This is a genomic window from Sphingobium sp. L-44 (assembly GCF_056859495.1).
Window position 1 is genome coordinate 33,572 of the sequence record NZ_JBSXOQ010000056.1, and the last position, 22,731, is coordinate 56,302.

The 22,731-nt window shown below is 63.2% G+C and carries 31 protein-coding genes and 1 pseudogene; 3 read left to right on the plus strand and 29 right to left on the minus strand.

Going from position 1 to position 22,731, the window contains the following annotated elements:
* Positions 1–23 precede the first annotated feature (23 nt).
* The 28 genes from AC13EK_RS05605 to rpsL form a co-directional block, all read right to left on the minus strand.
* Positions 24–575, minus strand: coding sequence for an SRPBCC family protein (locus tag AC13EK_RS05605; protein WP_069335566.1), 552 nt, complete (start codon positions 573–575; stop codon positions 24–26).
* Between the two features lie 38 nt (positions 576–613).
* On the minus strand, positions 614–1,270 hold the full coding sequence (locus tag AC13EK_RS05610) for an adenylate kinase (RefSeq protein WP_004208699.1): 657 nt from the start codon (positions 1,268–1,270) through the stop codon (positions 614–616).
* Between the two features lie 46 nt (positions 1,271–1,316).
* Positions 1,317–2,663, minus strand: coding sequence for a preprotein translocase subunit SecY (secY, locus tag AC13EK_RS05615; RefSeq protein WP_004208701.1), 1,347 nt, complete (start codon positions 2,661–2,663; stop codon positions 1,317–1,319).
* A 195-nt stretch (positions 2,664–2,858) separates the two neighbouring features.
* Positions 2,859–3,389: a 50S ribosomal protein L15 gene (gene rplO, locus AC13EK_RS05620; RefSeq protein WP_004208702.1), complete on the minus strand. Its 531-nt coding sequence runs from the start codon at positions 3,387–3,389 to the stop codon at positions 2,859–2,861.
* Between the two features lie 260 nt (positions 3,390–3,649).
* Positions 3,650–3,829: a 50S ribosomal protein L30 gene (gene rpmD, locus AC13EK_RS05625; RefSeq protein ID WP_010337294.1), complete on the minus strand. Its 180-nt coding sequence runs from the start codon at positions 3,827–3,829 to the stop codon at positions 3,650–3,652.
* A gap of 5 nt (positions 3,830–3,834) precedes the next feature.
* Positions 3,835–4,545: a 30S ribosomal protein S5 gene (gene rpsE / locus AC13EK_RS05630; RefSeq protein WP_004208704.1), complete on the minus strand. Its 711-nt coding sequence runs from the start codon at positions 4,543–4,545 to the stop codon at positions 3,835–3,837.
* Between the two features lie 2 nt (positions 4,546–4,547).
* The gene (rplR, locus tag AC13EK_RS05635) at positions 4,548–4,913 is read right to left on the minus strand and encodes a 50S ribosomal protein L18 (RefSeq protein ID WP_004208705.1); all 366 of its coding nucleotides are present in this window, start codon (positions 4,911–4,913) and stop codon (positions 4,548–4,550) included.
* A gap of 1 nt (position 4,914) precedes the next feature.
* Entirely contained in the window at positions 4,915–5,448 is a 534-nt protein-coding gene (gene rplF, locus AC13EK_RS05640) for a 50S ribosomal protein L6 (RefSeq protein WP_004208706.1), read from the minus strand.
* The gene (rpsH, locus tag AC13EK_RS05645; protein WP_004208707.1) at positions 5,448–5,843 is read right to left on the minus strand and encodes a 30S ribosomal protein S8; all 396 of its coding nucleotides are present in this window, start codon (positions 5,841–5,843) and stop codon (positions 5,448–5,450) included. Before rpsH ends, rplF begins: the two co-directional genes overlap by 1 nt.
* Positions 5,844–5,855: 12 nt before the next feature.
* On the minus strand, positions 5,856–6,161 hold the full coding sequence (rpsN, locus tag AC13EK_RS05650; protein ID WP_004208708.1) for a 30S ribosomal protein S14: 306 nt from the start codon (positions 6,159–6,161) through the stop codon (positions 5,856–5,858).
* 50 nt (positions 6,162–6,211) lie between these two features.
* Positions 6,212–6,784, minus strand: coding sequence for a 50S ribosomal protein L5 (rplE, locus tag AC13EK_RS05655; protein ID WP_004208709.1), 573 nt, complete (start codon positions 6,782–6,784; stop codon positions 6,212–6,214).
* Entirely contained in the window at positions 6,784–7,095 is a 312-nt protein-coding gene (gene rplX, locus AC13EK_RS05660) for a 50S ribosomal protein L24 (protein ID WP_483022082.1), read from the minus strand. Before rplX ends, rplE begins: the two co-directional genes overlap by 1 nt.
* Positions 7,095–7,463 carry a 50S ribosomal protein L14 gene (rplN, locus tag AC13EK_RS05665; RefSeq protein WP_004208712.1) on the minus strand — a complete coding sequence of 123 codons (369 nt, stop codon included), beginning with the start codon at positions 7,461–7,463 and terminating at the stop codon, positions 7,095–7,097. The genes rplX and rplN overlap by 1 nt, the downstream gene beginning before the upstream one ends.
* Before the next feature lie 168 nt (positions 7,464–7,631).
* Positions 7,632–7,895: a 30S ribosomal protein S17 gene (rpsQ, locus tag AC13EK_RS05670; protein WP_004208713.1), complete on the minus strand. Its 264-nt coding sequence runs from the start codon at positions 7,893–7,895 to the stop codon at positions 7,632–7,634.
* A gap of 12 nt (positions 7,896–7,907) precedes the next feature.
* Entirely contained in the window at positions 7,908–8,111 is a 204-nt protein-coding gene (gene rpmC / locus AC13EK_RS05675; protein ID WP_004208714.1) for a 50S ribosomal protein L29, read from the minus strand.
* Positions 8,112–8,114: 3 nt separating this feature from the next.
* The gene (gene rplP, locus AC13EK_RS05680) at positions 8,115–8,546 is read right to left on the minus strand and encodes a 50S ribosomal protein L16 (RefSeq protein WP_004208715.1); all 432 of its coding nucleotides are present in this window, start codon (positions 8,544–8,546) and stop codon (positions 8,115–8,117) included.
* Between the two features lie 21 nt (positions 8,547–8,567).
* Entirely contained in the window at positions 8,568–9,263 is a 696-nt protein-coding gene (gene rpsC, locus AC13EK_RS05685) for a 30S ribosomal protein S3 (RefSeq protein ID WP_004208716.1), read from the minus strand.
* Positions 9,264–9,267: 4 nt separating this feature from the next.
* Positions 9,268–9,654, minus strand: coding sequence for a 50S ribosomal protein L22 (gene rplV, locus AC13EK_RS05690; protein ID WP_004208717.1), 387 nt, complete (start codon positions 9,652–9,654; stop codon positions 9,268–9,270).
* Complete coding sequence (gene rpsS, locus AC13EK_RS05695) at positions 9,654–9,932, minus strand: 30S ribosomal protein S19 (RefSeq protein ID WP_004208718.1); 279 nt, start codon at positions 9,930–9,932, stop codon at positions 9,654–9,656. The genes rplV and rpsS overlap by 1 nt, the downstream gene beginning before the upstream one ends.
* A gap of 5 nt (positions 9,933–9,937) precedes the next feature.
* Positions 9,938–10,774 carry a 50S ribosomal protein L2 gene (rplB, locus tag AC13EK_RS05700; RefSeq protein ID WP_004208720.1) on the minus strand — a complete coding sequence of 279 codons (837 nt, stop codon included), beginning with the start codon at positions 10,772–10,774 and terminating at the stop codon, positions 9,938–9,940.
* Between the two features lie 10 nt (positions 10,775–10,784).
* Positions 10,785–11,099, minus strand: a complete 315-nt coding sequence (locus tag AC13EK_RS05705; RefSeq protein WP_004208721.1) for a 50S ribosomal protein L23 — start codon at positions 11,097–11,099, stop codon at positions 10,785–10,787.
* Positions 11,092–11,715, minus strand: a complete 624-nt coding sequence (gene rplD, locus AC13EK_RS05710; RefSeq protein ID WP_004208722.1) for a 50S ribosomal protein L4 — start codon at positions 11,713–11,715, stop codon at positions 11,092–11,094. Before rplD ends, AC13EK_RS05705 begins: the two co-directional genes overlap by 8 nt.
* A 3-nt stretch (positions 11,716–11,718) precedes the next feature.
* On the minus strand, positions 11,719–12,471 hold the full coding sequence (gene rplC, locus AC13EK_RS05715; RefSeq protein ID WP_004208723.1) for a 50S ribosomal protein L3: 753 nt from the start codon (positions 12,469–12,471) through the stop codon (positions 11,719–11,721).
* A gap of 288 nt (positions 12,472–12,759) precedes the next feature.
* Entirely contained in the window at positions 12,760–13,068 is a 309-nt protein-coding gene (gene rpsJ / locus AC13EK_RS05720) for a 30S ribosomal protein S10 (protein WP_004208724.1), read from the minus strand.
* 207 nt (positions 13,069–13,275) lie between these two features.
* Entirely contained in the window at positions 13,276–14,466 is a 1,191-nt protein-coding gene (gene tuf, locus AC13EK_RS05725; protein WP_004208725.1) for an elongation factor Tu, read from the minus strand.
* 137 nt (positions 14,467–14,603) lie between these two features.
* Positions 14,604–16,676 (minus strand): elongation factor G, encoded by a 2,073-nt coding sequence (gene fusA, locus AC13EK_RS05730; protein WP_004208726.1) that lies wholly within the window; start codon positions 16,674–16,676, stop codon positions 14,604–14,606.
* Between the two features lie 157 nt (positions 16,677–16,833).
* Positions 16,834–17,304, minus strand: coding sequence for a 30S ribosomal protein S7 (gene rpsG / locus AC13EK_RS05735; protein WP_004208727.1), 471 nt, complete (start codon positions 17,302–17,304; stop codon positions 16,834–16,836).
* A 15-nt stretch (positions 17,305–17,319) separates the two neighbouring features.
* Entirely contained in the window at positions 17,320–17,691 is a 372-nt protein-coding gene (gene rpsL, locus AC13EK_RS05740) for a 30S ribosomal protein S12 (protein ID WP_004208728.1), read from the minus strand.
* A gap of 359 nt (positions 17,692–18,050) precedes the next feature.
* Between rpsL and AC13EK_RS05745 the strand changes: the two genes are divergently transcribed.
* The 3 genes from AC13EK_RS05745 to AC13EK_RS05755 all read left to right on the plus strand — a co-directional run bounded on the left by AC13EK_RS05745 (position 18,051) and on the right by AC13EK_RS05755 (position 22,052).
* Positions 18,051–20,327: a putative bifunctional diguanylate cyclase/phosphodiesterase gene (locus tag AC13EK_RS05745; protein WP_069335567.1), complete on the plus strand. Its 2,277-nt coding sequence runs from the start codon at positions 18,051–18,053 to the stop codon at positions 20,325–20,327.
* Positions 20,328–20,494: 167 nt separating this feature from the next.
* A complete protein-coding gene (locus AC13EK_RS05750) occupies positions 20,495–21,685 on the plus strand; it encodes a M23 family metallopeptidase (protein ID WP_069335568.1) in 1,191 nt (396 codons plus the stop codon).
* Positions 21,666–22,052 carry a bactofilin family protein gene (locus AC13EK_RS05755; RefSeq protein WP_170828612.1) on the plus strand — a complete coding sequence of 129 codons (387 nt, stop codon included), beginning with the start codon at positions 21,666–21,668 and terminating at the stop codon, positions 22,050–22,052. The genes AC13EK_RS05750 and AC13EK_RS05755 overlap by 20 nt, the downstream gene beginning before the upstream one ends.
* 4 nt (positions 22,053–22,056) lie before the next feature.
* On the opposite strand, the pseudogene AC13EK_RS05760 reads toward AC13EK_RS05755, so the two are convergent.
* Positions 22,057–22,689 (minus strand): annotated as a pseudogene (locus tag AC13EK_RS05760) (ATP-binding protein); the annotation flags it as partial.
* Positions 22,690–22,731 lie beyond the last annotated feature (42 nt).

Below are 22,731 nucleotides of genomic sequence, written 5' to 3' on the forward strand. Positions count from 1 at the left end.
TTGTCTGCCGGCGCAGTCGCGCTTCAACCCTTGCTGTCGGCCGCCCGCTTATAGCCGTCGAGCTGCTCCACCAGCACCTTGTCGACGACCGGCGCGATCGGCGCCAAGCCACCGCGCATATAACCGCCAACGGAATAGGTCAGCGTCACACGGCTACCGCCCGGCGCGGGCGCGATGGTGAAGTCCAGCACGCCGGTCACCGCTTCGCTCTGCAGCGGCCCCAGAGCCCCGCTCAGCCGCAATCGCTGGCCCGGCGCGGCATAGATGACCCGCGCATGTTCGATGCTGCCGGAGCTCCCCTTTCCGCCCTTGTCGGGAATGGTCTCGCAGAAGCAGCCTCCGGCCTTCGCCTCCAGCACCATGTTGCGCGCATCGCCGCTATAGCTGTGGGCGCTGCTCCACCAGCGCCCCGGCTCCGCCAGCAGCGCATAGGCCGCGTCGGGCGCCAGCGCCACGTCCACGCTCGCCTGCACGACAAAGCCGGCATCGCTGCTGGCAACCACCCCACCCTGTCCGGGCGCGGCCGCCAGCGCCATGCCGGCGCCTGTCAGTATCGATTTGATTGGATAGGCCATGTCCCCTCCCCGCCTTGTCGCCGGGGAGGGAGAATAGCTCAGGCCGGAACGCCGTCCAAGATGGCGACGATCGCGCCGCTAACGTCGTTCATGTCGGCCATGCCGTCGACGCGGCTGACGATGCCGCGCGCTTCGTAGATCGGCAGGATCGGTGCGGTCTTGGCGCGATACTCGGCCATGCGGGTACGCACCGTTTCCTCATTGTCGTCGGGACGACGCTTGAATTCGTGCCCGCCGCACTTGTCGCACGTGCCTTCGACCTTGGGCTGCTTGAAGACATCATGATAGCCTTCGCCGCAGGTCGCGCAGGTGAAGCGACCGGTGATGCGCTCGACCAGCGCATCCTCGTCCACTTCCAGCTCGATCACATGATCGAGCGTGCGGCCGCGATCGGCCAGGATGGTGTCGAGCGAATGGGCCTGGGCCTCGGTCCGCGGATAGCCGTCGAAGATCACGCCGGTATCGGCCGCCAGCGCATCAAGCGCTTCGCCGATGATGCCCGAGACGACCTCGTCCGGCACCAGCGAACCCGATTCCATCAGCGCCTTGGCCTGAAGGCCGACCGGAGTCCCCGCCTTGACCGCAGCCCGCAGCATGTCGCCGGTCGACAGCTGAACCATGCCACGGCTGTCGACGAGCCGCGTGGCCTGGGTGCCCTTGCCGGCACCCGGAGGACCAAGCAGAATGATATTCATTGCGCGCATTCTCCCCTTGTACTTGCGCTTGCCTGTCTGCGCCCCCTTAGCGCAGACGGCCCTTCAGCTTCGCCTTCTTGATCAGATCCCCATATTGATGGGCAAGCAGATGGCTCTGGATCTGGGTCACGGTATCGACCGTAACATTGACGACGATCAGCAGGCTAGTCCCACCAAGGTAGAAGGGAATTCCCGCCCGGGCGATGGCAAATTCCGGCACCAGACAGATGAAGGCCAGGTAGGCGGCACCGATCACGGTGATCCGGGTCAGGACATAATCGAGATAATTCTCGGTATTCTTGCCCGGACGGATGCCCGGAATGAAGCCGCCATTGCGCTTCAGATTGTCGGCCGTCTCTTCCGGGTTGAACACCACGGCGGTGTAGAAGAAGCAGAAGAAGACGATGCCCAGGCCATAGAGGCCCATGTAGAAGGGGCTGCCGTGCGACAGATACTGGTTGATCGTCAGCACGATGCTGCTCCAGCGGCTGTCATCGTCCGCCTTCACGCCCATGAACTGCGAGATGGTCAGCGGCAGCAGCAGCAGCGAGCTGGCGAAGATCGGCGGGATCACGCCCGCGGTGTTGACCTTCAGCGGCAGATGGCTGCGATCGGCCTGCATCAGGCCCTGGCGCGTCTGGCGCTTGGGATACTGAATCAGCACCCGGCGCTGCGCCCGTTCCATGAAGCAGATGAAGGCAATCAGACCAAAGCCCAGCACGACGACCAGGAAGATGACCAGGCCCGAGATCGAGCCTTCGCTGCCCGACTTGAACAGGTTGCTCAGCGTCACCGGCAGCTGTGCGACGATACCGGCCATGATGATCAGGCTGGTGCCGTTGCCGATGCCGCGCGAGGTGATCTGCTCACCCAGCCACAGCAGGAACATGGTGCCGCCGATCAGCGAGATGATCGCCGAGACGACGAACAGCATGCCGGGGTCCACGACCACGCCCTGCGCCTGCCAGTTGGCGGCGGCGGCATAGCCCTGCACGGCGGTCAGGCCGACGGTGCCATAGCGGGTATATTGGTTCAGCTTCTTGCGGCCGCTCTCGCCTTCCTTCTTGATCGCCGCGAGCTGCGGCGAGAGGGAGGCGGCCAGCTGCACCACGATCGACGCGGTGATATAGGGCATGATGCCGAGCGTGATGAGGCTCGCGCGCGACAATGCACCACCCGAAAAGGTGTTGAAGATGTCGAGGATGCCACCGGCCGACTTCTGCGACCAGGCCGCGAGCGCGGTGGGATCGATACCCGGCAGCGGCACGAAGCTGAGGAAGCGGAAGACGATCAGCGCGCCGAGGGTGAACCACAGGCGCTTCTTGAGGTCGGTCGCCTGGCTGAACTTCGCGAGGCTGAGATTGGATGCGAGCTGGTCGGCTCTCGATGCCATTGTGGCTGCCCTTCAAATCATTCTTGCCGGAGCCATCGGGCTCCGTGGCGGAATCGCTACCCCCTTAGCGGGGCGGGAAGACCATGTCGAACGGGAGTTGCCGCCGTTGCGACGAACATATGCTCCCCCCGATACACATAGCCCCGCCAACCCATATCGGGCAGCGGGGCCGTGCTTGCAAGTCTCGGGCGAGACTTAGGCCTTGGCGGCCTTCTTGGCGGCAAGGGCGGTGCCCTTCTTCGCCTTGGCCTTCTCGGCTGCCGGGACGACTTCGATCACGTCCAGCTTGCCACCGGCCTTCGCGACCGCTTCGACGGCGCTCTTCGAGGCACCGGCGACCAGGAAGCTGACCTTGGCGGTCAGTTCGCCCTTGGCGAGAACGCGGACGCCATCCTTGCCACCACGGGCCAGGTTGGCTGCCTTCAGCGCGGCATGGTCGATGACGGCAGCGGCGTCCAGCTTGCCGGCGTCGATCGCGGCCTGCACTTCACCCAGGTTCACGATCGCATAATCGTTGGCGAAGATGTTGTTGAAGCCGCGCTTCGGGATGCGCATGTGGAGCGGCATCTGGCCACCCTCGAAGCCGTTGATGCTGACGCCCGAGCGTGCCTTGGCACCCTTCTGGCCGCGACCGGCGGTCTTGCCCTTGCCCGAGCCGATACCGCGGCCGACGCGCATACGACCCTTGCGGGCACCGGCATTGTCGTTGATTTCGTTCAGTTTCATGTTCGCACTCGCTTTCGCTTTTGTCGCGCTGATCCCTTGAGGGATCATCTAAAGGAAGCGCCCGTTAGCGCTTCCGCTGAAAAAACGAAAGAGGGGTTTCCCCCTCTTTCGCTTCATTTCGTCGGATCGAAAGGGCTTAGAGCCTGATCGTTTGAGGTGGAAGCGCTTCGCGCTTCCGCCGATAACGTGAATCAGGCTCTATTCCTATATTCTAAACCTTGATTCACGTTTCAGACAATATTGTCTGAAACGATCAAGGTTTAGCCCTCGACCACTTCCACCATGTGGGGGAGCTTCTTGATGGCACCGCGGACTTCCGCCGTGTCTTCCAGCTCGACCACGCGATGCATCTTGCCAAGGCCCAGGCCGATCAGAATCTTCTTCTGGCTTTCGGGGCGACGGATCGGCGAACCGATCTGCTTGATCTTGATCTTCGCCATGTCAGTTACTCCGCAATCGCTTCGGCGTCAGCCTGCGCGACTTCGGCCGAGGCACCACCGCGACGCAGAAGGTCAGCGACCTTCTTGCCACGACGCTGCGCCACCGACTTGGGGCTGGTCTGCTCGCCCAGCGCCGCGAAGGTCGCACGGATCATGTTGTAGGGGTTCGAGGTGCCGTTCGACTTGGTCACGACGTCAGCGACGCCGAGGCTTTCGAACACGGCGCGCATCGGACCGCCGGCGATGATGCCGGTACCGGCCGGAGCCGAACGGACAGTCACCTTGCCAGCACCGAAGTGGCCGAGGCCGTCATGGTGCAGGGTGCGGCCTTCCTTCAGCGGAACGCGAACCATGGCCTTCTTGGCCGAAGCGGTCGCCTTGCTGATGGCTTCAGGCACTTCGCGCGCCTTGCCATGACCGAAACCGGCGCGGCCCTTGCCGTCGCCGACGACGACCAGAGCAGCGAAACCGAAGCGCTTACCGCCCTTGACGGTCTTCGAGACGCGGTTGATGTGAACCAGCTTCTCGATCAGCTCTTCGCCCTGTTCCTCGTCACGGTTGCCGCCACGGCGGTCGTCACGACGGCCACGGCCGCCACGCTCGCCACGGTTGCGGTCACCGCCACGGCCACGGCCACGGCCGGGACCACGACCTTCGGTCTGAGCCTCGGCACCCTCGACGGGCGCGACGACTTCGTTGGTGTTTTCGTCAGCCATGATCAGAACTCCAGCCCGCCTTCACGGGCGGCATCGGCCAGCGCCTTGACGCGGCCATGGAACAGGAAGCCACCGCGGTCGAACACGACCTTGGTGACGCCGGCCGCCGTAGCAGCGGCAGCGACGCGCTTGCCGACATCGGCAGCGGCTTCGGAAGAGGCGCCGGTCTTGCCCAGAGCCTTCGAGCCAACATCCTTGTCCAGGGTCGAAGCGGCGGCGACGGTGGTACCGGCGACGTCGTCGATGATCTGGGCGTAGATGTGACGGCCCGAACGATGGACGCTGAGGCGCGGGCGGGTGCCCGAAACAGCCTTGAGCGCGGTGCGAACGCGGCGACGACGCCGCGCGAAGAGGGAAAGCTTAGCCATCTTACTTCTTCTTCCCTTCCTTGCGGAAGATGAATTCGCCGGCGTACTTGATACCCTTGCCCTTATAGGGTTCGGGCTTGCGCCAGCGGCGGATCTCGGCGGCGACCTGGCCTACCTGCTGCTTGTCGATGCCGCTGATCTCGACCGTGGTGTTATCCGGGGTCTTGATCTCGATGCCTTCCGGAATCTCGAAATCGACGTCGTGGCTGTAGCCGAGCTGCAACTTCAGGGTCTTGCCCTGCGAGTTCGCACGGTAGCCGACACCGGTGATCAGCAGCTTCTTCGAGAAGCCCTGGGTCACGCCGGTGATCAGGTTCTGGATCAGGGTACGCTGCATTCCCCAGAAAGCGCGCGCGCGCTTGCCGTTGTTGGCGGGCTTTACAGCGATGCTGCCTTCTTCGACGGTGTAGGTCACTTCGTCGGCCAGCGGCATGGCGAGGGTGCCCTTGGGGCCCTTCACCGACAGCTGACCGTCAGCGATCGACGCGGTCACGCCCGCAGGCACGGTGACCGGCTTCTTGCCAGTGCGGCTCATCAGAACACCTCCGCCAGCACTTCGCCGCCGACATTCTGTTCACGCGCTTCGGCGTCGGACAGAACGCCCTTGGGCGTCGAGACAATGGTGATGCCCAGGCCATTGCGGATCACCGGCAGTTCCTTGGAACCGGAATAGACGCGGCGACCAGGCTTGGACACGCGGGCAACATGCTTGATCGCAGGCTGGCCCTCGAAATACTTCAGCTCGATGCGCAGGCCGGGGTGATTGCCGAGGGTTTCCTCGGAATAACCACGGATATAGCCTTCGCGCTGCAGCACGTCGAGCACGCGGGCACGGAGCTTGCTGGCGGGGGACACAACGCTGTCCTTCTTCGCCTGCTGCCCGTTACGGATGCGGGTGAGCATATCACCCAGGGGATCGGTCAATGCCATCTCAAATGATCCTTACCAGCTCGACTTGGTGACGCCGGGGATCAGGCCCTTGTTGGCCAGATCACGCAGCTGCACGCGGCAGAGACGGAATTTGCGGTAGTAAGCGCGCGGGCGGCCCGTCAGTTCGCAGCGGTTGCGAATGCGGGTCGGGTTGCCGTTGCGGGGGACTTCCGCCATCTTCAGACGCGCAATCAGACGCTCGGTGTCGTCGAGAGCGGTATCGGCTGCGATCGCCTTGAGCTTCGCATAGCGGCCGGCATACTTCTTCACCAGCTTCTTGCGGCGCTCGTTCTTGTTGATCGAACTCAGTTTCGCCATGACTTAAGTTCTCTTCCTTAGCTTAAGCGTTGGGAGAGAAGCGGGGCCTGTTAGGCCGCCTGCTTCTCTTCAATCGGGAAGGGGAAGCCGAAGAGGCGCAGCAGTTCGCGCGCTTCGTCGTCAGTCTTCGCCGTGGTGGTCACGATGATGTCCATGCCACGCACCTTGTCGATGCGGTCATAGTTGATCTCGGGGAAGATGATCTGCTCCTTGATGCCGAAGGCATAGTTGCCACGGCCGTCGAAACTCTTCGGGTTGAGACCACGGAAGTCGCGCACGCGCGGCAGGGCAATGTTGATCAGGCGATCAAGGAATTCATACATGCGCTCACGGCGCAGCGTGACCTTGGCACCGATCGGCATGCCTTCACGCAGCTTGAACTGCGCGATCGACTTCTTCGCCTTGGTGATGACCGGCTTCTGGCCGGCGATCAGTTCCATTTCCTCGGCGGCCGAAGTGACCTTCTTCTTGTCCTGCGTGGCTTCACCGACGCCCATGTTGAGCGTGATCTTCTCGATCTTCGGGATTTCCATCACATTCTTGTAGCCGAACTTCTCGACCATCGCCTTCACGATGGCGTCGTCGTAGATCGACTTCGAGCGCGGAATATACTTGTCGGCCATTACAGCACCTCACCGGACTTGACGGCGACGCGGACCTTCTTGCCGTCGCGGTCCTCGAAACGGACGCGGGTCGGCTTGCCATCCTTGTCGGCGACAGCGACGTTCGAAATGTGCATCGGGGCCGGCTTGCGGTCGATGCCACCCTGCGGGTTCGACTGGTCGGGCTTGCGATGCTTCGCATGCACGTTGATGCCTTCGACCAGGACCTTGTCGTCCTTGGGCATCACCTGGAGGACGGCGCCGGTACGGCCCTTGTCCTTGCCAGCCAGGACGACAACCTTGTCGTCCTTCTTGATCTTAGCAGCGCTCATTACAGCACCTCGGGAGCGAGCGAGATGATCTTCATGTGCTTCTTGGCGCGCAGCTCGCGAACGACCGGGCCAAAGATACGGGTGCCGATCGGCTCCTCGTTCTTGTTGATAAGCACAGCGGCATTGCCGTCGAAGCGAATCACGCTGCCATCAGCGCGACGCACGTCCTTGGCGGTGCGCACGATGACGGCGCGATGCACGTCACCCTTCTTCACCTTACCGCGCGGAGCAGCTTCCTTGACGGAGACGACAATGATGTCGCCCACGCCGGCGAAACGCCGCTTCGAGCCGCCCAGCACCTTGATGCACTGGACGCGCTTGGCGCCGCTGTTGTCCGCGACGTCAAGATTGGATTGCATCTGGATCATGGATCCGGTTCCTTCTTATTTGGCCTACCGGGACTATCCCGGCGGTTCCGAATTTCGTGAGTCGACCCGGTGAATCGAAATGCACGAAGCGCGGGCCTGTACCTCCTCCCGAAGGAAAAGGCCAGCCCCGCGTCCGAACTTTTTCGACTCTAGAGTCGGTGACTGCCCTTAGGCCGCCGATTCCGGCGACTTGTGGGTGTCCACACGCTCGATGACCTTCCAGGTCTTGAGCTTGGAAATCGGAGCGGTCTCTTCGATACGGACCGTTTCGCCTTCCTTGTAGACATTGCCCTCGTCATGGGCATGGTACTTCTTCGACCGGCGGATGATCTTGCCGTAGAGCGCATGCTTAACCTTGCGCTCCACGCGAACCACCACCGTCTTGTCGGTCTTGTCGGAAACCACCGTTCCCGTCAGCACGCGCTTGGGCATCGTGTGTTTCCTTTACTTCGCGGCCGAGCGCGAACGCTCGGTCTGCAGGGTCTTGATCTGCGCGATCGAACGACGGACTTCACGAACGCGGCTGGGCTTTTCCAGCTGGTTGGTGGCCGCCTGGAAACGCAGATTGAACTGCTCGCGCTTCAGGTTGTTCAGCTCGGTCGACAGCTCGTCGTCCGACTTGGTCTTGAGGTCTGCAACGTTGGCCACAGCTTAACCCTCCAGGTGCGAGGTGTCGCCGAGGCGGGCAACGACCTTCGTCTTGATGGGCAGCTTCATCGCGGCGCGCGAGAAGGCCTCTGCTGCGAGCGGACCGGGAACGCCGTCCAGTTCGAACAGGATACGGCCGGGAGCGACGCGAGCCGCCCAATATTCGACCGAACCCTTGCCCTTGCCCTGGCGGACTTCAGCCGGCTTCTTGGTGACCGGAACGTCGGGGAACACGCGGATCCACAGACGACCCTGACGGCGCAGGTGGCGCTGGATCGCGCGGCGAGCCGCTTCGATCTGGCGCGCGGTGATCCGCTCGGGCTCCAGAGCCTTGAGACCATAGGCGCCGAAGTTCAGCGCAGTGCCGCCCTTCGCATCGCCCTTGATCCGACCCTTGAAGGTCTTGCGGAACTTCATCTTCTTCGGTTGCAGCATGACGCTATTACCTTCTTATTCTCAGCGCGCCGGGCGCACGCCGGAGGTCTGAGCCTCCAGCATCAGCCGGTCGGTAGCCATCGGATCATGGCCGAGGATCTCGCCCTTGAAGATCCAGACCTTGATGCCGCAAACGCCATAGGCGGTGTGCGCCGTGGCTTCGGCATAGTCGACGTTCGCACGCAGGGTGTGCAGCGGAACGCGGCCTTCACGATACCATTCGACACGCGCGATCTCCGCGCCGCCCAGACGGCCGCCGCAGGTGATCTTGATGCCTTCGGCGCCCAGACGGAGAGCCGACTGCACCGCACGCTTCATGGCGCGACGGAAGGCAACGCGGCGTTCCAGCTGGTCGGCGATGCCCTGTGCGACGAGCTTCGAATCGATTTCCGGCTTGCGGATTTCGACGATGTTCAGCGACACGTCCGACGAGGTGAAGGCACCCAGCTTCTTGCGAAGCTTTTCGATGTCTGCACCCTTCTTGCCGATGATGACACCGGGACGGGCTGCGTAGATCGACACGCGGCACAGCTTGGCCGGACGCTCGATCACGACCTTCGAGATCGCGGCCTGCGGCAGGTTCTTCATGATGTACTGGCGGATCTTGAGATCTTCCAGCAGCAGGCGACCATAGTCGGCGCCTTCGGCGAACCAGCGGCTGTCCCAGGTACGGTTGATCTGCAGACGCAGACCGATCGGGTTGCTCTTGTGACCCATGTGCTTACGCCTCCGCTTCTTCGCCAGCTTCACGCACGACGATGCGCACGCGGCTGAAGGGCTTGAGGATCCGGGTCGACTTGCCGCGGCCGCGAGCGTGGAAGCGCTTCAGGGTGAAGCTCTTGCCCACCGATGCTTCCGCGACGACCAGGGCGTCGACGTCCAGATTGTGGTTGTTTTCCGCATTGGCGATGGCCGAAGCCAGCACCTTGCGCACGTCGACAGCCATCGCCTTCTTCGAGAAGGCGAGGATGTTGAGCGCGTCCTCGACCTTGCGGCCGCGGATCAGCGTGGCGACCAGGTTCAGCTTCTGGGCCGAACCACGGATCTGCGTGCCGACGGCGAGCGCTTCATTGTCGGCGACGCGACGGGGAGCCTTTTCCTTGCTCATTAGCGCTTGCCCTTCTTGTCGGCAGCGTGACCGGGGAAGAAGCGGGTCGGAGCGAATTCGCCCAGCTTGTGACCCACCATATCCTCGTTCACGAGAACCGGAACATGCTTGCGGCCGTTATAGACGTTGAACGTCAGGCCAACGAACTGCGGCAGGATGGTCGAACGGCGCGACCAGGTCTTGATCGGACCCGAGCGGCCATTGCTTTCCTGCGCGACTTCCGCCTTCTTCAGAAGGCTGAGGTCCACGAACGGACCTTTCCAGACGGAACGAGCCATCTCGCTTACCTCTTCTTCTTCGCGTGGCGGCTACGGATGATGAACTTGTCCGTTGCCTTGTTGTGACGGGTGCGCGCACCCTTGGTCGGCTTGCCCCACGGGGTGACCGGGTGACGGCCGCCCGAGGTCCGGCCTTCACCACCACCATGCGGGTGATCGACCGGGTTCTTCGCAACACCGCGCGTCAGAGGACGGATGCCGTTCCAACGGTTGCGGCCGGCCTTGGCAAGGTTGGTGTTGCCATTGTCGGGGTTCGACACGGCGCCAACGGTGCCCATGCAGTCCGAACGGATGTAGCGCTGCTCACCCGACGACAGACGCACCATGACCATGCCACGGTCGCGACCGACCAGCTGGGCATAGGTGCCTGCCGAACGGCAGAGCTGCGCGCCCTTGCCCGGCTTCATCTCGATGTTGTGGATGATCGTGCCGACCGGCATCTGACCCAGTTCCATCGCATTGCCCGGCTTCACGTCGGTCTTCTTGCCCGCGATGACCTTGTCACCGGGGGCCAGACGCTGCGGCGCAATGATGTACGCCTGCGTGCCGTCGGGATAGTTGACCAGCGCGATGAAGGCGGTGCGGTTGGGGTCATATTCCAGACGCTCGACCGTACCTTCAACGTCCCACAGGCGACGCTTGAAGTCGATGATACGATAGCGCTGCTTGTGACCGCCACCGATACCACGCGAAGTGACATGGCCCTTGTTGTTACGACCACCGGTCTTGCGCTTGCCTTCGGTCAGCGCCTTGACGGGCTTGCCCTTGTGCAGGCTCGACTTGTCGACGAGGATCAGGCCGCGCTGGGCCGGGCTCGTCGGATTATAGTGCTTGAGTGCCATCTATCTCGCCTCAAATACCGGTGGTGACGTCGATGGACTGACCTTCGGCCAGCGTGACGATCGCCTTCTTCACGTCGTTGCGCTTGTAGGGCTTGCCCTTCCAGCGCTTGACCTTGCCCTTCTGCACCAGCGTGTTGACCGCCTTGACGGTCACGCCGAACAGCGCCTCGACGGCAGCCTTGATCTCAGGCTTGGATGCGTCGTTGGCGACCTGGAAAACAACGGCGTTGTTTTCCGAGAGAAGGGTCGACTTCTCGGTGATGACCGGCGCGACAACGACGTCGAAGTGACGGTTGTCCACGGTCGCGGCTTCTTTCTTAGCCATTGAAACGGGCCTCCAGCTTTTCGACCGCGGCGCGGGTGAGCACCAGCGAGTCGGCCTTCAGGATGTCGTAGACGTTGGCACCAACGGCCGGCAGCAGATTGACGCCGACGATGTTGGCCGAAGCCTTGGCGAAGCTGACGTTCACGGCGTCGCCGTCGATGAACAGAACCTTGTTCAGGTTCAGCTTGGCCAGGTTGGCGACCAGCGCCTTGGTCTTGCCTTCGGCAACGTCGAGATTGTCGAGAATGATCAGCGAACCATCCTTGACCTTCGACGACAGCGCCATCTTCAGACCCAGCGCGCGAACCTTCTTGTTCAGCGAGGGGTTGAAGTCGCGAACGCGGGCACCGTGAGCCTTACCACCGCCGATGAAGACGGGAGCGCGGCGATCGCCGTGACGAGCGGTACCGCCGCCCTTCTGGCGACCGAACTTCTTGCCGGTGCGGGCGACATCCGAACGCTCGCGCGTGCCGCGGGCAGTGCCACGACGCTTTTCGAGCTGCCAGGTGACGACGCGGTGCAGAATGTCGGCGCGGGGCTCGAGGCCGAAAACGGCATCGTTGAGCTCCAGCTCACCGGCAGCTGCGGCGTCGAGGGTCTGTACATTGACCTTCATGGTTTAGCCCTCCTGGCCTTCGGTCGCTTCGGGAGCGGCCGCTTCCGCGGGCGTCTCGGCCGGCGCGGCATTGCTGTTTGCAGCCTGCTTCAGGCTGGCGGGATAGGGCGCGTCGGCGTGACGGGGAACCTTCACGGCGTCGCTGACGGTCAGCCAGGTGCCCTTGGCGCCCGGAACCGAACCCTTGACGAACAGCAGACCACGCTCGACGTCCGTGCGGACGATCTCGAGATTCTGCTGGGTCCGCTCACGATCACCCATGTGACCGGCCATCTTCTTGTTCTTGAAGACGCGGCCCGGATCCTGACGGTTACCGGTCGAACCATGCGCACGGTGGCTGATCGACACGCCGTGGGTGGCGCGCATACCGCCGAAGCCCCAGCGCTTCATAGCACCGGCAAAGCCCTTACCCTGGGTGTGACCGGCAACGTCGACCAGCTGGCCAGCGACGAAGTGGTCAGCGGCGATTTCGGCGCCGACGTCGAGGAGCGCATCCTCGGCGACGCGGAATTCGACCAGACGCGCCTTGGGTTCAACTTCCGCCTTGGCGAAGTGACCGCGCTGCGGCTTGGCGACATTCTTGGCCTTGGCAACGCCAGCGCCCAGCTGAAGGGCGACATAACCGTCGCGCTCGACTTCCTTACGTGCGACGACCTGCGTACCCTCAAGGCTGAGGACCGTGACGGGGACGTGACGTCCGTCGTCCTGGAACAGGCGGGTCATCCCGACTTTCTTAGCGATCACGCCAGTGCGCATCACTGATTACTCCCATAGAGGCCCGCCATAGCAGCGGGCGTATCCAACGAAAAAACCGCTCAGCATCTCTGCTTCGCGGCCCAACCCAATGTATAGATCACCCCGTCCGGGTTGGATGCCGATCCCTCTCGGGAAAGGCGACGGGGGACCAGGACCACGCGCCTTGACCGGTTCACCGGCGGGCCGTGCGGTATCCCTTGTGTCGTTTGAGCTTCCGCCCTCTCCAGAGAAGAGGAACAGAATACCCGATACCCCGCCTACCTTGCGGAAGGCGGGGACTTGCCGACCTTAGGCCAGCTTGATTTCGACGTTCACGCCGGCAGCCAGGTCCAGCTTCATCAGCGCGTCGACCGTCTGCGGCGTCGGCTGCACAATGTCAAGCATACGCTTGTAGGTGCGGACTTCGAACTGCTCGCGCGACTTCTTGTCGATGTGCGGACCACGGTTGACCGTGAACTTTTCGATGCGCGTCGGAAGAGGAATCGGACCGCGAATGAGGGCGCCGGTGCGGCGGGCGGTTTCGGCGATGTCGCCGGTCGCCTGATCGAGCACGCGATGATCGAACGCCTTGAGGCGAATGCGGATGTTGCTGTCCATTGTTCCTGTACCGATGCGAAAGAGCCAATAACCAGCGCATTTTCATGAATCAGCCGGAGCAGCCGTTGATTTACAAAAACACGCCAACAAAAAAATATCCGCCCCGTTTTGCCCTTCTAGCTCATTCGAGCCGGAGAAAGGCGATCCGGGGCGGGTAAAAAACTTCAGCGGCGCGAATCGGGCGATTCGCGCCGCTGCGGTCCTATATTACTTCGAGATCGTGCCGACAACCCCTGCGCCGACGGTACGACCGCCTTCACGGATGGCGAAGCGCAGACCCGAGTCCATGGCGATCGGAGCGATCAGCTTGACGCCGAGCTTCACGTTGTCGCCAGGCATGACCATCTCGGTGCCCTCGGGGAGGATCACTTCGCCGGTCACGTCGGTGGTGCGGAAGTAGAACTGCGGACGATAGTTCGCGAAGAACGGGGTGTGACGACCGCCTTCTTCCTTCGACAGCACGTAGACTTCGGCGTCGAATTCGGTGTGCGGGGTGACCGAGCCGGGCTTGGCCAGAACCTGACCACGCTCAACTTCTTCACGGCCCACGCCACGGATCAGCGCACCGATGTTGTCGCCGGCCTGACCCTGGTCGAGCAGCTTGCGGAACATTTCGACGCCGGTGACGGTGGTCTTCTTGGTGGGCTTGATGCCGACGATTTCGACTTCTTCACCAACCTTGACGATGCCGGTTTCGACGCGGCCGGTCACGACGGTACCACGACCCGAGATCGAGAACACGTCTTCGATCGGCATCAGGAAGGGCTTGTCGACCGGACGGTCGGGCTGCGGGATCCAGCTGTCGACGGCAGCCATCAGCTTCAGAACGGCGTCGTGGCCGATTTCCGGGGTCTTGTCCTGCAGGGCAGCGACAGCCGAACCGGCGATGACGGGGATGTTGTCGCCGTCGAAGTCGTACGAGCTCAGCAGCTCGCGGATTTCCAGCTCGACCAGCTCGAGGATTTCGGCGTCGTCGACCAGGTCAACCTTGTTCATGAACACGACGAGCTGCGGCACACCGACCTGCTTGGCGAGCAGGATGTGCTCACGGGTCTGCGGCATCGGGCCGTCGGTGGCCGAAACGACCAGGATCGCGCCGTCCATCTGGGCGGCACCGGTGATCATGTTCTTGACGTAGTCAGCGTGACCCGGGCAGTCGACGTGCGCGTAGTGACGGGCTTCGGTCTCATACTCGACGTGGGCGGTCGAGATGGTGATGCCGCGCTCGCGCTCTTCGGGAGCCTTGTCGATGTTGTCGTACGAGGTGAAGGTCGCACCGCCGGTTTCGGCGAGAACCTTGGTGATCGCCGCGGTCAGCGAGGTCTTACCATGGTCAACGTGACCGATGGTGCCGATGTTGCAGTGCGGCTTATTCCGCTCAAACTTAGCCTTAGCCATTTTATCCTACCTTCTAATCAAAATCAGCTTGGGTCTGACCGCTCGGCCGCGCCTCGCGAAGGCGCGTCCATAGCAGCATATTCACAGATTACCAGCCCCTATCCGAGCCGATTGCACGGCCCGGACAGGGAAACTCGTTAGGCCATCTTCGCCTTGACTTCGTCCGCAACATTCTGCGGCACTTCGTCATAGTGCGAGAAGATCATCGAGTAGTTCGCGCGGCCCTGGGTGAAGGAACGCAGCGAGTTCACATAGCCGAACATGTTGGCCAGCGGGACCATCGCCTCGACCACCTGCGCGTTGCCGCGCGTATCGGTGCCCTGGATCTGGCCACGACGGCTGTTCATGTCGCCGATGACGTCGCCCAGATATTCTTCCGGGGTCACGACTTCGACCTTCATGACCGGCTCGAGCAGGGTGATGCCCGACTTCTGCGCCGCTTCGCGCATCGCGGCGCGGCCGGTGATTTCGAACGCCAGCGCCGACGAGTCGACGTCATGGTACGCACCGTCATAGAGCAGCACTTCGAAGTCGATGATCGGGAAGCCGATCAGCGAACCGGTGGCAGCGGTTTCGCGCATGCCCTTTTCGATCGCGGGGATATATTCCTTGGGAATGTTACCGCCCTTGATCTCGTCCTTGAAGACGAAGCCCGAACCACGCTCGCCGGGGGTCAGCTTGACCTTGATACGGCCGAACTGACCGGTACCGCCCGACTGCTTCTTGTGGGTGTAGTCGACGTCGACGGCCTTCTTGAGATATTCGCGATAGGCCACCTGCGGCGCACCGACATTCGCCTCGACCTTGAACTCGCGCTTCATGCGGTCGACCAGGATTTCGAGGTGAAGTTCGCCCATGCCCTTGATGATGGTCTGGCCCGATTCGTGATCGGTCGAGACGCGGAACGAGGGATCTTCGGCGGCCAGGCGGTTGAGGGCAACGCCCATCTTTTCCTGGTCGGCCTTGGTCTTGGGCTCCACCGACAGTTCGATGACCGGCTCGGGGAATTCCATCCGCTCCAGGATGATCGGCTGGCGCTCGGCGCACAGCGTATCACCGGTGGTGGTTTCCTTCATGCCGGCCAGCGCGACGATGTCGCCGGCATAGGCGGTGTCGATGTCTTCACGGCTGTTCGCATGCATGAGGAGCATACGGCCGATCTTTTCCTTCTTGTCCTTCACCGAGTTCAGGTAGGTGCCCTTGGTCAGGGTGCCCGAATAGATGCGCAGGAAGGTCAGCGAGCCGACGAACGGGTCGTTCATGATCTTGAACGCCAGGCCCGAGAAGGGCGCGTCGTCCGAGGTCGGACGGCTGTCGGGGGTTTCGCCGTCCATCTTGACGCCCTGGACGTCTTCGATGTCGAGCGGGCTCGGCAGATAGTCGACGACGGCGTCGAGCAGCGGCTGAACGCCCTTGTTCTTGAACGCCGAACCGCACAGCACCGGCACGAAGGCGTGACCCAGCGTACCCTTGCGGATCAGCTTCTTGAGGGTCGCGGTGTCGGGCAGATTGCCTTCCAGATAGGCTTCCATCGCGGCATCGTCCTGCTCGACGGCAAGCTCGATCAGCTTTTCGCGATATTCGGCAGCCTTGTCGGCGAGGTCGGCCGGAATTTCTTCATAGTAGAATTCGGCGCCCAGGCTCTCATCCTTCCAGATGATCGCGCGGTTCTCGACCAGGTCGACCAGGCCCTTGAAGTCCGACTCTGCGCCGATGGGCAGATACAGGACGGCCGGGGTCGCGCCCAGACGGTCGATGATCGTCTGCACGCAATAATAGAAGTCGGCACCGGTGCGGTCGAGCTTGTTGATGAAGCACATCCGCGGAACCTTGTACTTGTCCGCCTGGCGCCACACGGTTTCCGACTGCGGCTCAACGCCGGCAACGCCGTCGAACGCGGCAACCGCACCGTCGAGGACGCGCAGCGAGCGTTCGACTTCGATGGTGAAGTCGACGTGGCCGGGGGTGTCGATGATGTTCAGGCGGTGGTCGTTCCAGATGCAGGTCGTTGCAGCCGAGGTGATGGTGATACCACGCTCCTGCTCCTGCTCCATCCAGTCCATGGTCGCGGCGCCGTCATGGACTTCGCCGATCTTGTAGGACTTGCCGGTGTAGTAAAGGATACGCTCGGTCGTGGTGGTCTTGCCGGCGTCGATATGCGCCATGATACCGAAATTGCGATAGCGTTCGAGCGGATGGCTGCGGGCCATGATGCTTCTCCGTTGCCGGCGCGCCGGCGGTTGGGGATTCGTTAATTCTGCGCGTGGCCCCTAAACCAATCCGTTCGCCATGGGTAGCCACCCACGGCGAACGGACCGATTTTGGAAACCAAATAACAAGGCGGGCACATAAGCGCCCGCCCTGCTGTTACCAGCGGTAGTGCGAGAAGGCGCGGTTCGCTTCCGCCATGCGGTGCGTATCTTCGCGCTTCTTGACGGCATTGCCGCGGTTGTTGGCAGCGTCCAGCAGCTCACCCGACAGACGGGCAGCCATGGTGGTTTCGCTGCGGTTGCGCGAAGCCGTGATCAGCCAGCGGATCGCCAGCGCCTGGGCGCGCTCGGGGCGCACTTCGACGGGGACCTGGTAAGTCGCACCGCCGACGCGGCGGCTGCGGACTTCGATGCCGGGCTTCACATTGTTCAGCGCGTCATGGAACATGCCGATCGGGTCCTTCTTGGACTTCGCTTCGACAGTGTCGAGCGCACCGTAAACGATGGACTCGGCGACGGCCTTCTTGCCGTCCTGCATGATGCTGTTCATGAACTTCGACAGCACGATATCACCGAACTTGGGATCCGGCAGGATAACGCGCTTTTCGGGGCGACGACGACGTGACATATTACTGTTCTCCCCTTACTTCGGACGCTTGGCGCCGTACTTCGAACGGCTCTGCTTGCGATCCTTGACGCCCTGGGTATCCAGAACGCCGCGAAGAACGTGATAGCGCACGCCCGGAAGATCTCGCACACGGCCGCCACGGATCAGCACGACGCTGTGTTCCTGGAGGTTGTGGCCTTCACCCGGGATGTAGGTGATGACTTCGCGCTGGTTGACCAGACGCACCTTCGCCACCTTACGGAGAGCCGAGTTCGGCTTCTTCGGGGTCGTCGTGTAGACACGGGTGCAAACGCCACGCTTCTGCGGGTTCGCATCCATCGCAGGGACCTTGGACTTGGTCTTCTGCAGTTCGCGGCCCTTGCGGACCAGCTGGTTGATTGTTGGCATGAAGCCCTTCACCTTTTCAGTTACTTTACCGGACGCCACCTGCGTTCCTGACCGGCCGGAATCACGAAAATTCCGAACGGCAAAGGCCCCCGACGGACAAGATCCGCCCGGAGCCGCAGGGACAGCCGATAATGTTCAGCTCTAGTGCTTGCCCCGGAAAGCGACGGGAAAACGAGTCTTCCAGACGCATAGCGCGGGGCAGCGGCCCTATAGCGACGGGGGACGGAAGGGTCAAGCACGGCGCCCGAAGGCGCGCGGAGATGCGCGCGCCACATAGTGAATGACTTTTTAGCATTTTGCTAACATGCTGCAGATTATGGGATCTTTCCCCGCAGCCCCCATATCCAGATGGACCAGTCGTGATTGCACTTTCCCGCATTAGCGGCGAATTCCACAGCCCGGAACGGGAGGCCGCCTTCCAGGCCGATCGACTGCCCGAATCGCGGCGCCATGCCCATCTGCTCTTCGCCTTGTCGGCGCTGCTCAATACCCTCTTCCTGCTGAGCGACTGGCGCTTTGCCGGCACGGCCCATTTCTGGGTCGCGGTGCCCGCCCGCCTGGTCGTGGTCTTCTGGTCGCTCGTCAGCCTGGGCCTGTGCCGCTACATGCACAGTTTCAAGGCGGTCGAACGCATCTGTTTCGTCTGGCAATGCATCACCGCCATCGGCGTCGCCTTCCTCGTCTCCTCACGCAGCGACATCGCCATCTTCGTCCTGGTGATGCTGCCGCTCGTCTTCTATCTGGTGGTGCCGACCAGCTTCCGGGGAAATGTCGGCGGCGGCCTGGGCTGCGGCGTCGCGCTGCTGATCGGCTATCTGGCCCCCGCCCCTCTATCGCCGACCATGCCCGGCATGATCATGGCGGTGCTGATGCTTCATTGCGGCATGTGGATCGCGATCGCCCGCACCAACCGGCTGCAGCGGTTGGAATGGACCGCCAGCCAGGACGCGCAGGCCGCCCGCGTCGCGCTCGCTGCCAATGGCGAAGCGCTCGAACGGCTGTTCATGACGGTGCCGCTGCCGCTGATCGTCATCCGCGACGACGGCACCGTCCTGCGCATGAACGATTCCGCCGCACGCAATCTGGGCACCGCGGACGATGTCGCCCGACTGGCGCTGATCGTCGACCATGCCCCGCCGCTGCGCCTGCTCGACCGGCTGACGCGGGGCGACAGCATCGACAATGACGAATGCTGCCTCGCCAATGACGAAGGCATTATCCGCGATGTCCTGCTGGGCGCCCGCCCGATCCTGCTCGCCGGCGAACAGTGTATCCTTGCCAGCATCGTCGACATCACCGACCGCAAGCAGGCCGAACGCCATCTTGCCCATCTGGCGATGACCGACGCCCTTACCGGCCTCGCCAACCGATCCCATTTCATGGCCAGCCTGATGCAGGCGGCGCAGTCGACCGAACGATCCGGCGGCCAGATTGTGGTCGTGCTGATCGACGTCGACGAATTCAAGCGGATCAACGACAGCGCCGGCCATGATGCCGGCGACGCCCTGCTGTGCGCCGTGGCGGAACGGCTGCGCGACTCGGTACGCCCCGCCGACATGATCGCGCGCATGGGCGGCGACGAGTTCGCCGTCATCCTCACCCGCCTGCGCGGCCTGGCCGACCTCGACACCATCCTCAGCCGCATGATCGCGCGCCTGCACATGCCGCTGCGCCATGGCGGGCGGGACATTGATTGCCGCGTCAGCATGGGCGTCGCCCTCTATCCCGACCATGCCGGCGACATGATCGACCTGATGAAGCATGCCGACATCGCGCTGTATGAGGCGAAGAATAGCGGACGCGGACGTGCCTGCCTGTTCGAGCCCGGCCTGCTGGAAAGCTGGCAGACCGAGGCGCGGATGCTGGAACGGGCCCGCGACGCGCTCGCCCATGCCCAGCCCGTGCCCTGGTATCAGCCAAAGGTCGACCTGCAGGATGGCCGCGTCATCGGCTTCGAGGCGCTGCTGCGCTGCGTCCGCCCGGACGGCACGCTGATGATGCCCGACCAGATATTGGCCGCCTTCGAACATCCCGAATTGGGCCGCAAGATCACCGAGCGGATGATCGATCAGGTGCTGGCCGATTGCCGGGCCTGGACCAGCGCTGGCATCGATTTCGGCCATGTCGCGGTCAATGTCCCCGGCGTCGAACTGCATGACCGCGCCTTCCCCGACCGGCTGCTCGCCCGCCTCGCCCATGCCGATGTCGAACCGCGCCGGATCGAGCTGGAAGTCACCGAATCCGTCTTCCTCGGCCGCAATGTCGATGTGGTGGAACGCAATCTTCAGCGCCTCAGCCAGGCGGGCATGGCCATCGCCCTCGACGATTTCGGCACCGGCTACGCCTCGCTGTCCCACCTCAAGCAATTCCCGATCGACGTCATCAAGATCGACAAGGGCTTCGTGCGCGACCTGGAAACCGACCCGGATGATGCCGCCATCGTGCGCACCGTGCTCAACCTCGCCTACAGCCTGGGCGTGAAGACCGTCGCCGAAGGTGTCGAAACGATTGAACAACTGGAATATTTGCGATCAGGTGGTTGCCATTATGGCCAGGGCTATTATTGGAGCGCTGCCGTTCCGGCATCGCAATTACCCAGCTTTCTTGAGCCCTCCCGCTTCGCCCGCCGAAGCTGAAGCGGATCGCGAAAAATATTTTCAAAGCCAGGGAACCAAATGGGACGAAGATCATTTCGTCCCGGTTTAGCTTCGACTCGTCACGAGTCCGCGGCTGTGGATTCGCGCGTCCGATCTTCTTTTGCTACCGGCCCGACTCACCGAAATAAATAGTTACGGGGTCGCAATTGTCGCAGCGCAAGAAGAAGGGGGTCGCCACCCTCTGGGCCAGGCTCAGTGCCTTGTGCCCGGAGCGGGAAATCTTCCTGCGCTCGGGCGGCCAGGTAAAGTTCATCCGCATTTCCAAGCGCGCCCAGCTCATGGCCCTCGGCATCCTGTCGACCGGCCTGGTCGGCTGGGGCGCGGTTACCGTATCGATGCTCGCCAGCAGCGCCGCCGTCGCCCATGACCGCGCGATGCTGGATGCCAAGGGCGCGGCCGTGGCCAGCAAGGCACGCAAGGTCGACGGCTATCGCAAGTCGGTGAACGACCTCGCCCATGACCTAGAAGCGCGCCAGGATTTCATCGACGATCTCTACAAGACCCATTTCGGCGAGTCTGGCGATGCCGCAGCCAATGCCCCGGTCGGCAAGGCGGACGCCGCCACCGAAAAGGGCGGCCAGGGCAAGCTCGACGCTAAGATCAGCATGGCGCCCGAAGCCGCACCGCTGATGCAGGTCGATGCCCGCCAGCGCCGCTTCGCCGCCCTGCTGACCAGCGCCGTGGAAGCCCGCGCGCAGAAGGCGGCCGCCGCAATCCGCAGCTTCGGCCTCAATCCCGACGCGCTCGCCCGCAATGCGGCCCGCGCCCAGGGTGGCCCGTTCGTGCCCTGGCATGGCGACGAGGATGCGATGCCGGCCGAGCTGGAAAAGCTCGCCACCGCGCTTTCCCGCATGGAATTTCTGGAAACCAGCCTGCTGCGCATTCCCTCGGGCCAGCCGACCGGCACGCCGATGCTCAGCAGCTCCTATGGCTATCGCCGCGACCCGTTCAACGGTCACGCCGCCTTCCATGCCGGGCTCGACTTTCCCGGCCGCTATGGCCAGCCGATCCTGGCCGCCGCCCCCGGCAAGGTCAGCTATGTCGGCCAGCGCAGCGGATACGGCAATGTCGTGGAAGTCACCCATGGCAATGGCATCATGACCCGCTACGCCCACCTGTCCGGCTTCAACGCCCGTGTCGGCCAGCAGGTCGCGCGCGGTGACCAGATCGCCCGCATGGGCTCCACCGGCCGCTCGACCGGCACGCATCTTCATTTCGAGGTGCGCGTCAACGGCGATCCCATCAATCCCCGCCGTTTCCTCGAGGCCCGCAAAGATGTTCTCCAAGTCCAGCAAATCGCCACGGCCCGTCTCGCCGATGTCGGCAACCGGGGCTAAGCACACCCCCTTCTCGCTGATCGGCAGCGACGTGACGATCACCGGCAATCTCGCCGCGACCGTAGACCTGCATGTCGATGGCGTGATCGATGGCGACATTCGCTGCGCCGCGCTGGTCCAGGGGCCCGACAGCCGCATCATCGGCCATGTCACCGCCCAGAGCGCGCGCCTGGCGGGCCTGGTCGACGGATCGATCAGCGCCGAGGAACTGGTGGTCGAAAGCACCGCCCGCATCACCGGCGACGTGACCTATGAGCGGATCACGATCGAGGCCGGCAGCCGGGTCGAAGGCCGTTTTGCCCACAAGGATAATGGCCCGGTCGCGGCCGGCGACCTCAAGCTCATCACCAGCGACAGCGCCGCCTAAGCGCTCAGTTGACCGGCGCGCGCCGCCGGTAGCTCAGCGCCTCAGCCACATGCACCCGGCCGACCTGCTCCGCGCCGGCCAGGTCGGCGATGGTGCGTGCCACACGCAACACCCGCGTATAGCCGCGCGCCGACAGCTTCATCGCGGCGGCGGCCTGCGCCAATAATTGCCGCCCGGCCTCGTCCGGCCCGGCCACATCCTCCAGCCGCTCGCCATCCACCTCGGCATTGGTCCGCACCTTGCTGCCGGCATAGCGCCGGGTCTGCAGCGTGCGCGCCGCCGCGACACGCGCGGCCACCTCCGCCGATCCCTCGGCCGGCGGCGGCAGCACCAGATCGGCCGCCGTCACCACCTGCACCTCGACATGCAGGTCGATGCGATCGAGCAGCGGCCCGGACACCTTGGCCTGATAATCGCTGGCGCAGCGCGGCGCGCGCGAACAGGCCAGCGCCGGGTCGGACAGATGGCCACAGCGACAGGGGTTCATCGCGGCGATCAGCTGCACCCGCGCCGGGAAGGTGACATGGGCATTGGCCCGCGCCACGCTGACCTCGCCGCTCTCCAGCGGCTGGCGCAGCGAATCGAGCACCACCCGCTGGAATTCCGGCAGTTCATCCAGGAACAGCACGCCGATATTCTCTCCAGAGTGTCTCGAGTCTCTCATCCAGCATCCCTCCGC

Excerpts from the sequence above, each read along its gene's own strand:
- AC13EK_RS05605 (WP_069335566.1), bottom strand. The coding sequence starts at position 575 with ATGGCCTATCCAATCAAATCGATACTGACAGGCGCCGGCATGGCGCTG.
- AC13EK_RS05610 (WP_004208699.1), bottom strand. The coding sequence starts at position 1,270 with ATGAATATCATTCTGCTTGGTCCTCCGGGTGCCGGCAAGGGCACCCAG.
- secY (WP_004208701.1), bottom strand. The coding sequence starts at position 2,663 with ATGGCATCGAGAGCCGACCAGCTCGCATCCAATCTCAGCCTCGCGAAG.
- rplO (WP_004208702.1), bottom strand. The coding sequence starts at position 3,389 with ATGAAACTGAACGAAATCAACGACAATGCCGGTGCCCGCAAGGGTCGT.
- rpmD (WP_010337294.1), bottom strand. The coding sequence starts at position 3,829 with ATGGCGAAGATCAAGATCAAGCAGATCGGTTCGCCGATCCGTCGCCCC.
- rpsE (WP_004208704.1), bottom strand. The coding sequence starts at position 4,545 with ATGGCTGACGAAAACACCAACGAAGTCGTCGCGCCCGTCGAGGGTGCC.
- rplR (WP_004208705.1), bottom strand. The coding sequence starts at position 4,913 with ATGGCTAAGCTTTCCCTCTTCGCGCGGCGTCGTCGCCGCGTTCGCACC.
- rplF (WP_004208706.1), bottom strand. The coding sequence starts at position 5,448 with ATGAGCCGCACTGGCAAGAAGCCGGTCACCGTGCCTGCGGGCGTGACC.
- rpsH (WP_004208707.1), bottom strand. The coding sequence starts at position 5,843 with ATGGCATTGACCGATCCCCTGGGTGATATGCTCACCCGCATCCGTAAC.
- rpsN (WP_004208708.1), bottom strand. The coding sequence starts at position 6,161 with ATGGCGAAACTGAGTTCGATCAACAAGAACGAGCGCCGCAAGAAGCTG.
- rplE (WP_004208709.1), bottom strand. The coding sequence starts at position 6,784 with ATGGCCGACAAGTATATTCCGCGCTCGAAGTCGATCTACGACGACGCC.
- rplX (WP_483022082.1), bottom strand. The coding sequence starts at position 7,095 with ATGAGCGCTGCTAAGATCAAGAAGGACGACAAGGTTGTCGTCCTGGCT.
- rplN (WP_004208712.1), bottom strand. The coding sequence starts at position 7,463 with ATGATCCAGATGCAATCCAATCTTGACGTCGCGGACAACAGCGGCGCC.
- rpsQ (WP_004208713.1), bottom strand. The coding sequence starts at position 7,895 with ATGCCCAAGCGCGTGCTGACGGGAACGGTGGTTTCCGACAAGACCGAC.
- rplP (WP_004208715.1), bottom strand. The coding sequence starts at position 8,546 with ATGCTGCAACCGAAGAAGATGAAGTTCCGCAAGACCTTCAAGGGTCGG.
- rpsC (WP_004208716.1), bottom strand. The coding sequence starts at position 9,263 with ATGGGTCACAAGAGCAACCCGATCGGTCTGCGTCTGCAGATCAACCGT.
- rplV (WP_004208717.1), bottom strand. The coding sequence starts at position 9,654 with ATGAGCAAGGAAAAGGCTCCCCGTCGCGTCGCCGACAATGAAGCGCTC.
- rpsS (WP_004208718.1), bottom strand. The coding sequence starts at position 9,932 with ATGGCTCGTTCCGTCTGGAAAGGTCCGTTCGTGGACCTCAGCCTTCTG.
- rplB (WP_004208720.1), bottom strand. The coding sequence starts at position 10,774 with ATGGCACTCAAGCACTATAATCCGACGAGCCCGGCCCAGCGCGGCCTG.
- AC13EK_RS05705 (WP_004208721.1), bottom strand. The coding sequence starts at position 11,099 with ATGGCTAAGAAAGAAGCCGCGACCGTGGACAACCGTCACTTCGACGTC.
- rplD (WP_004208722.1), bottom strand. The coding sequence starts at position 11,715 with ATGAAGGTCAATGTACAGACCCTCGACGCCGCAGCTGCCGGTGAGCTG.
- rplC (WP_004208723.1), bottom strand. The coding sequence starts at position 12,471 with ATGCGCACTGGCGTGATCGCTAAGAAAGTCGGGATGACCCGCCTGTTC.
- rpsJ (WP_004208724.1), bottom strand. The coding sequence starts at position 13,068 with ATGGACAGCAACATCCGCATTCGCCTCAAGGCGTTCGATCATCGCGTG.
- tuf (WP_004208725.1), bottom strand. The coding sequence starts at position 14,466 with ATGGCTAAGGCTAAGTTTGAGCGGAATAAGCCGCACTGCAACATCGGC.
- fusA (WP_004208726.1), bottom strand. The coding sequence starts at position 16,676 with ATGGCCCGCAGCCATCCGCTCGAACGCTATCGCAATTTCGGTATCATG.
- rpsG (WP_004208727.1), bottom strand. The coding sequence starts at position 17,304 with ATGTCACGTCGTCGTCGCCCCGAAAAGCGCGTTATCCTGCCGGATCCC.
- rpsL (WP_004208728.1), bottom strand. The coding sequence starts at position 17,691 with ATGCCAACAATCAACCAGCTGGTCCGCAAGGGCCGCGAACTGCAGAAG.
- AC13EK_RS05755 (WP_170828612.1), top strand. The coding sequence starts at position 21,666 with ATGTCGGCAACCGGGGCTAAGCACACCCCCTTCTCGCTGATCGGCAGC.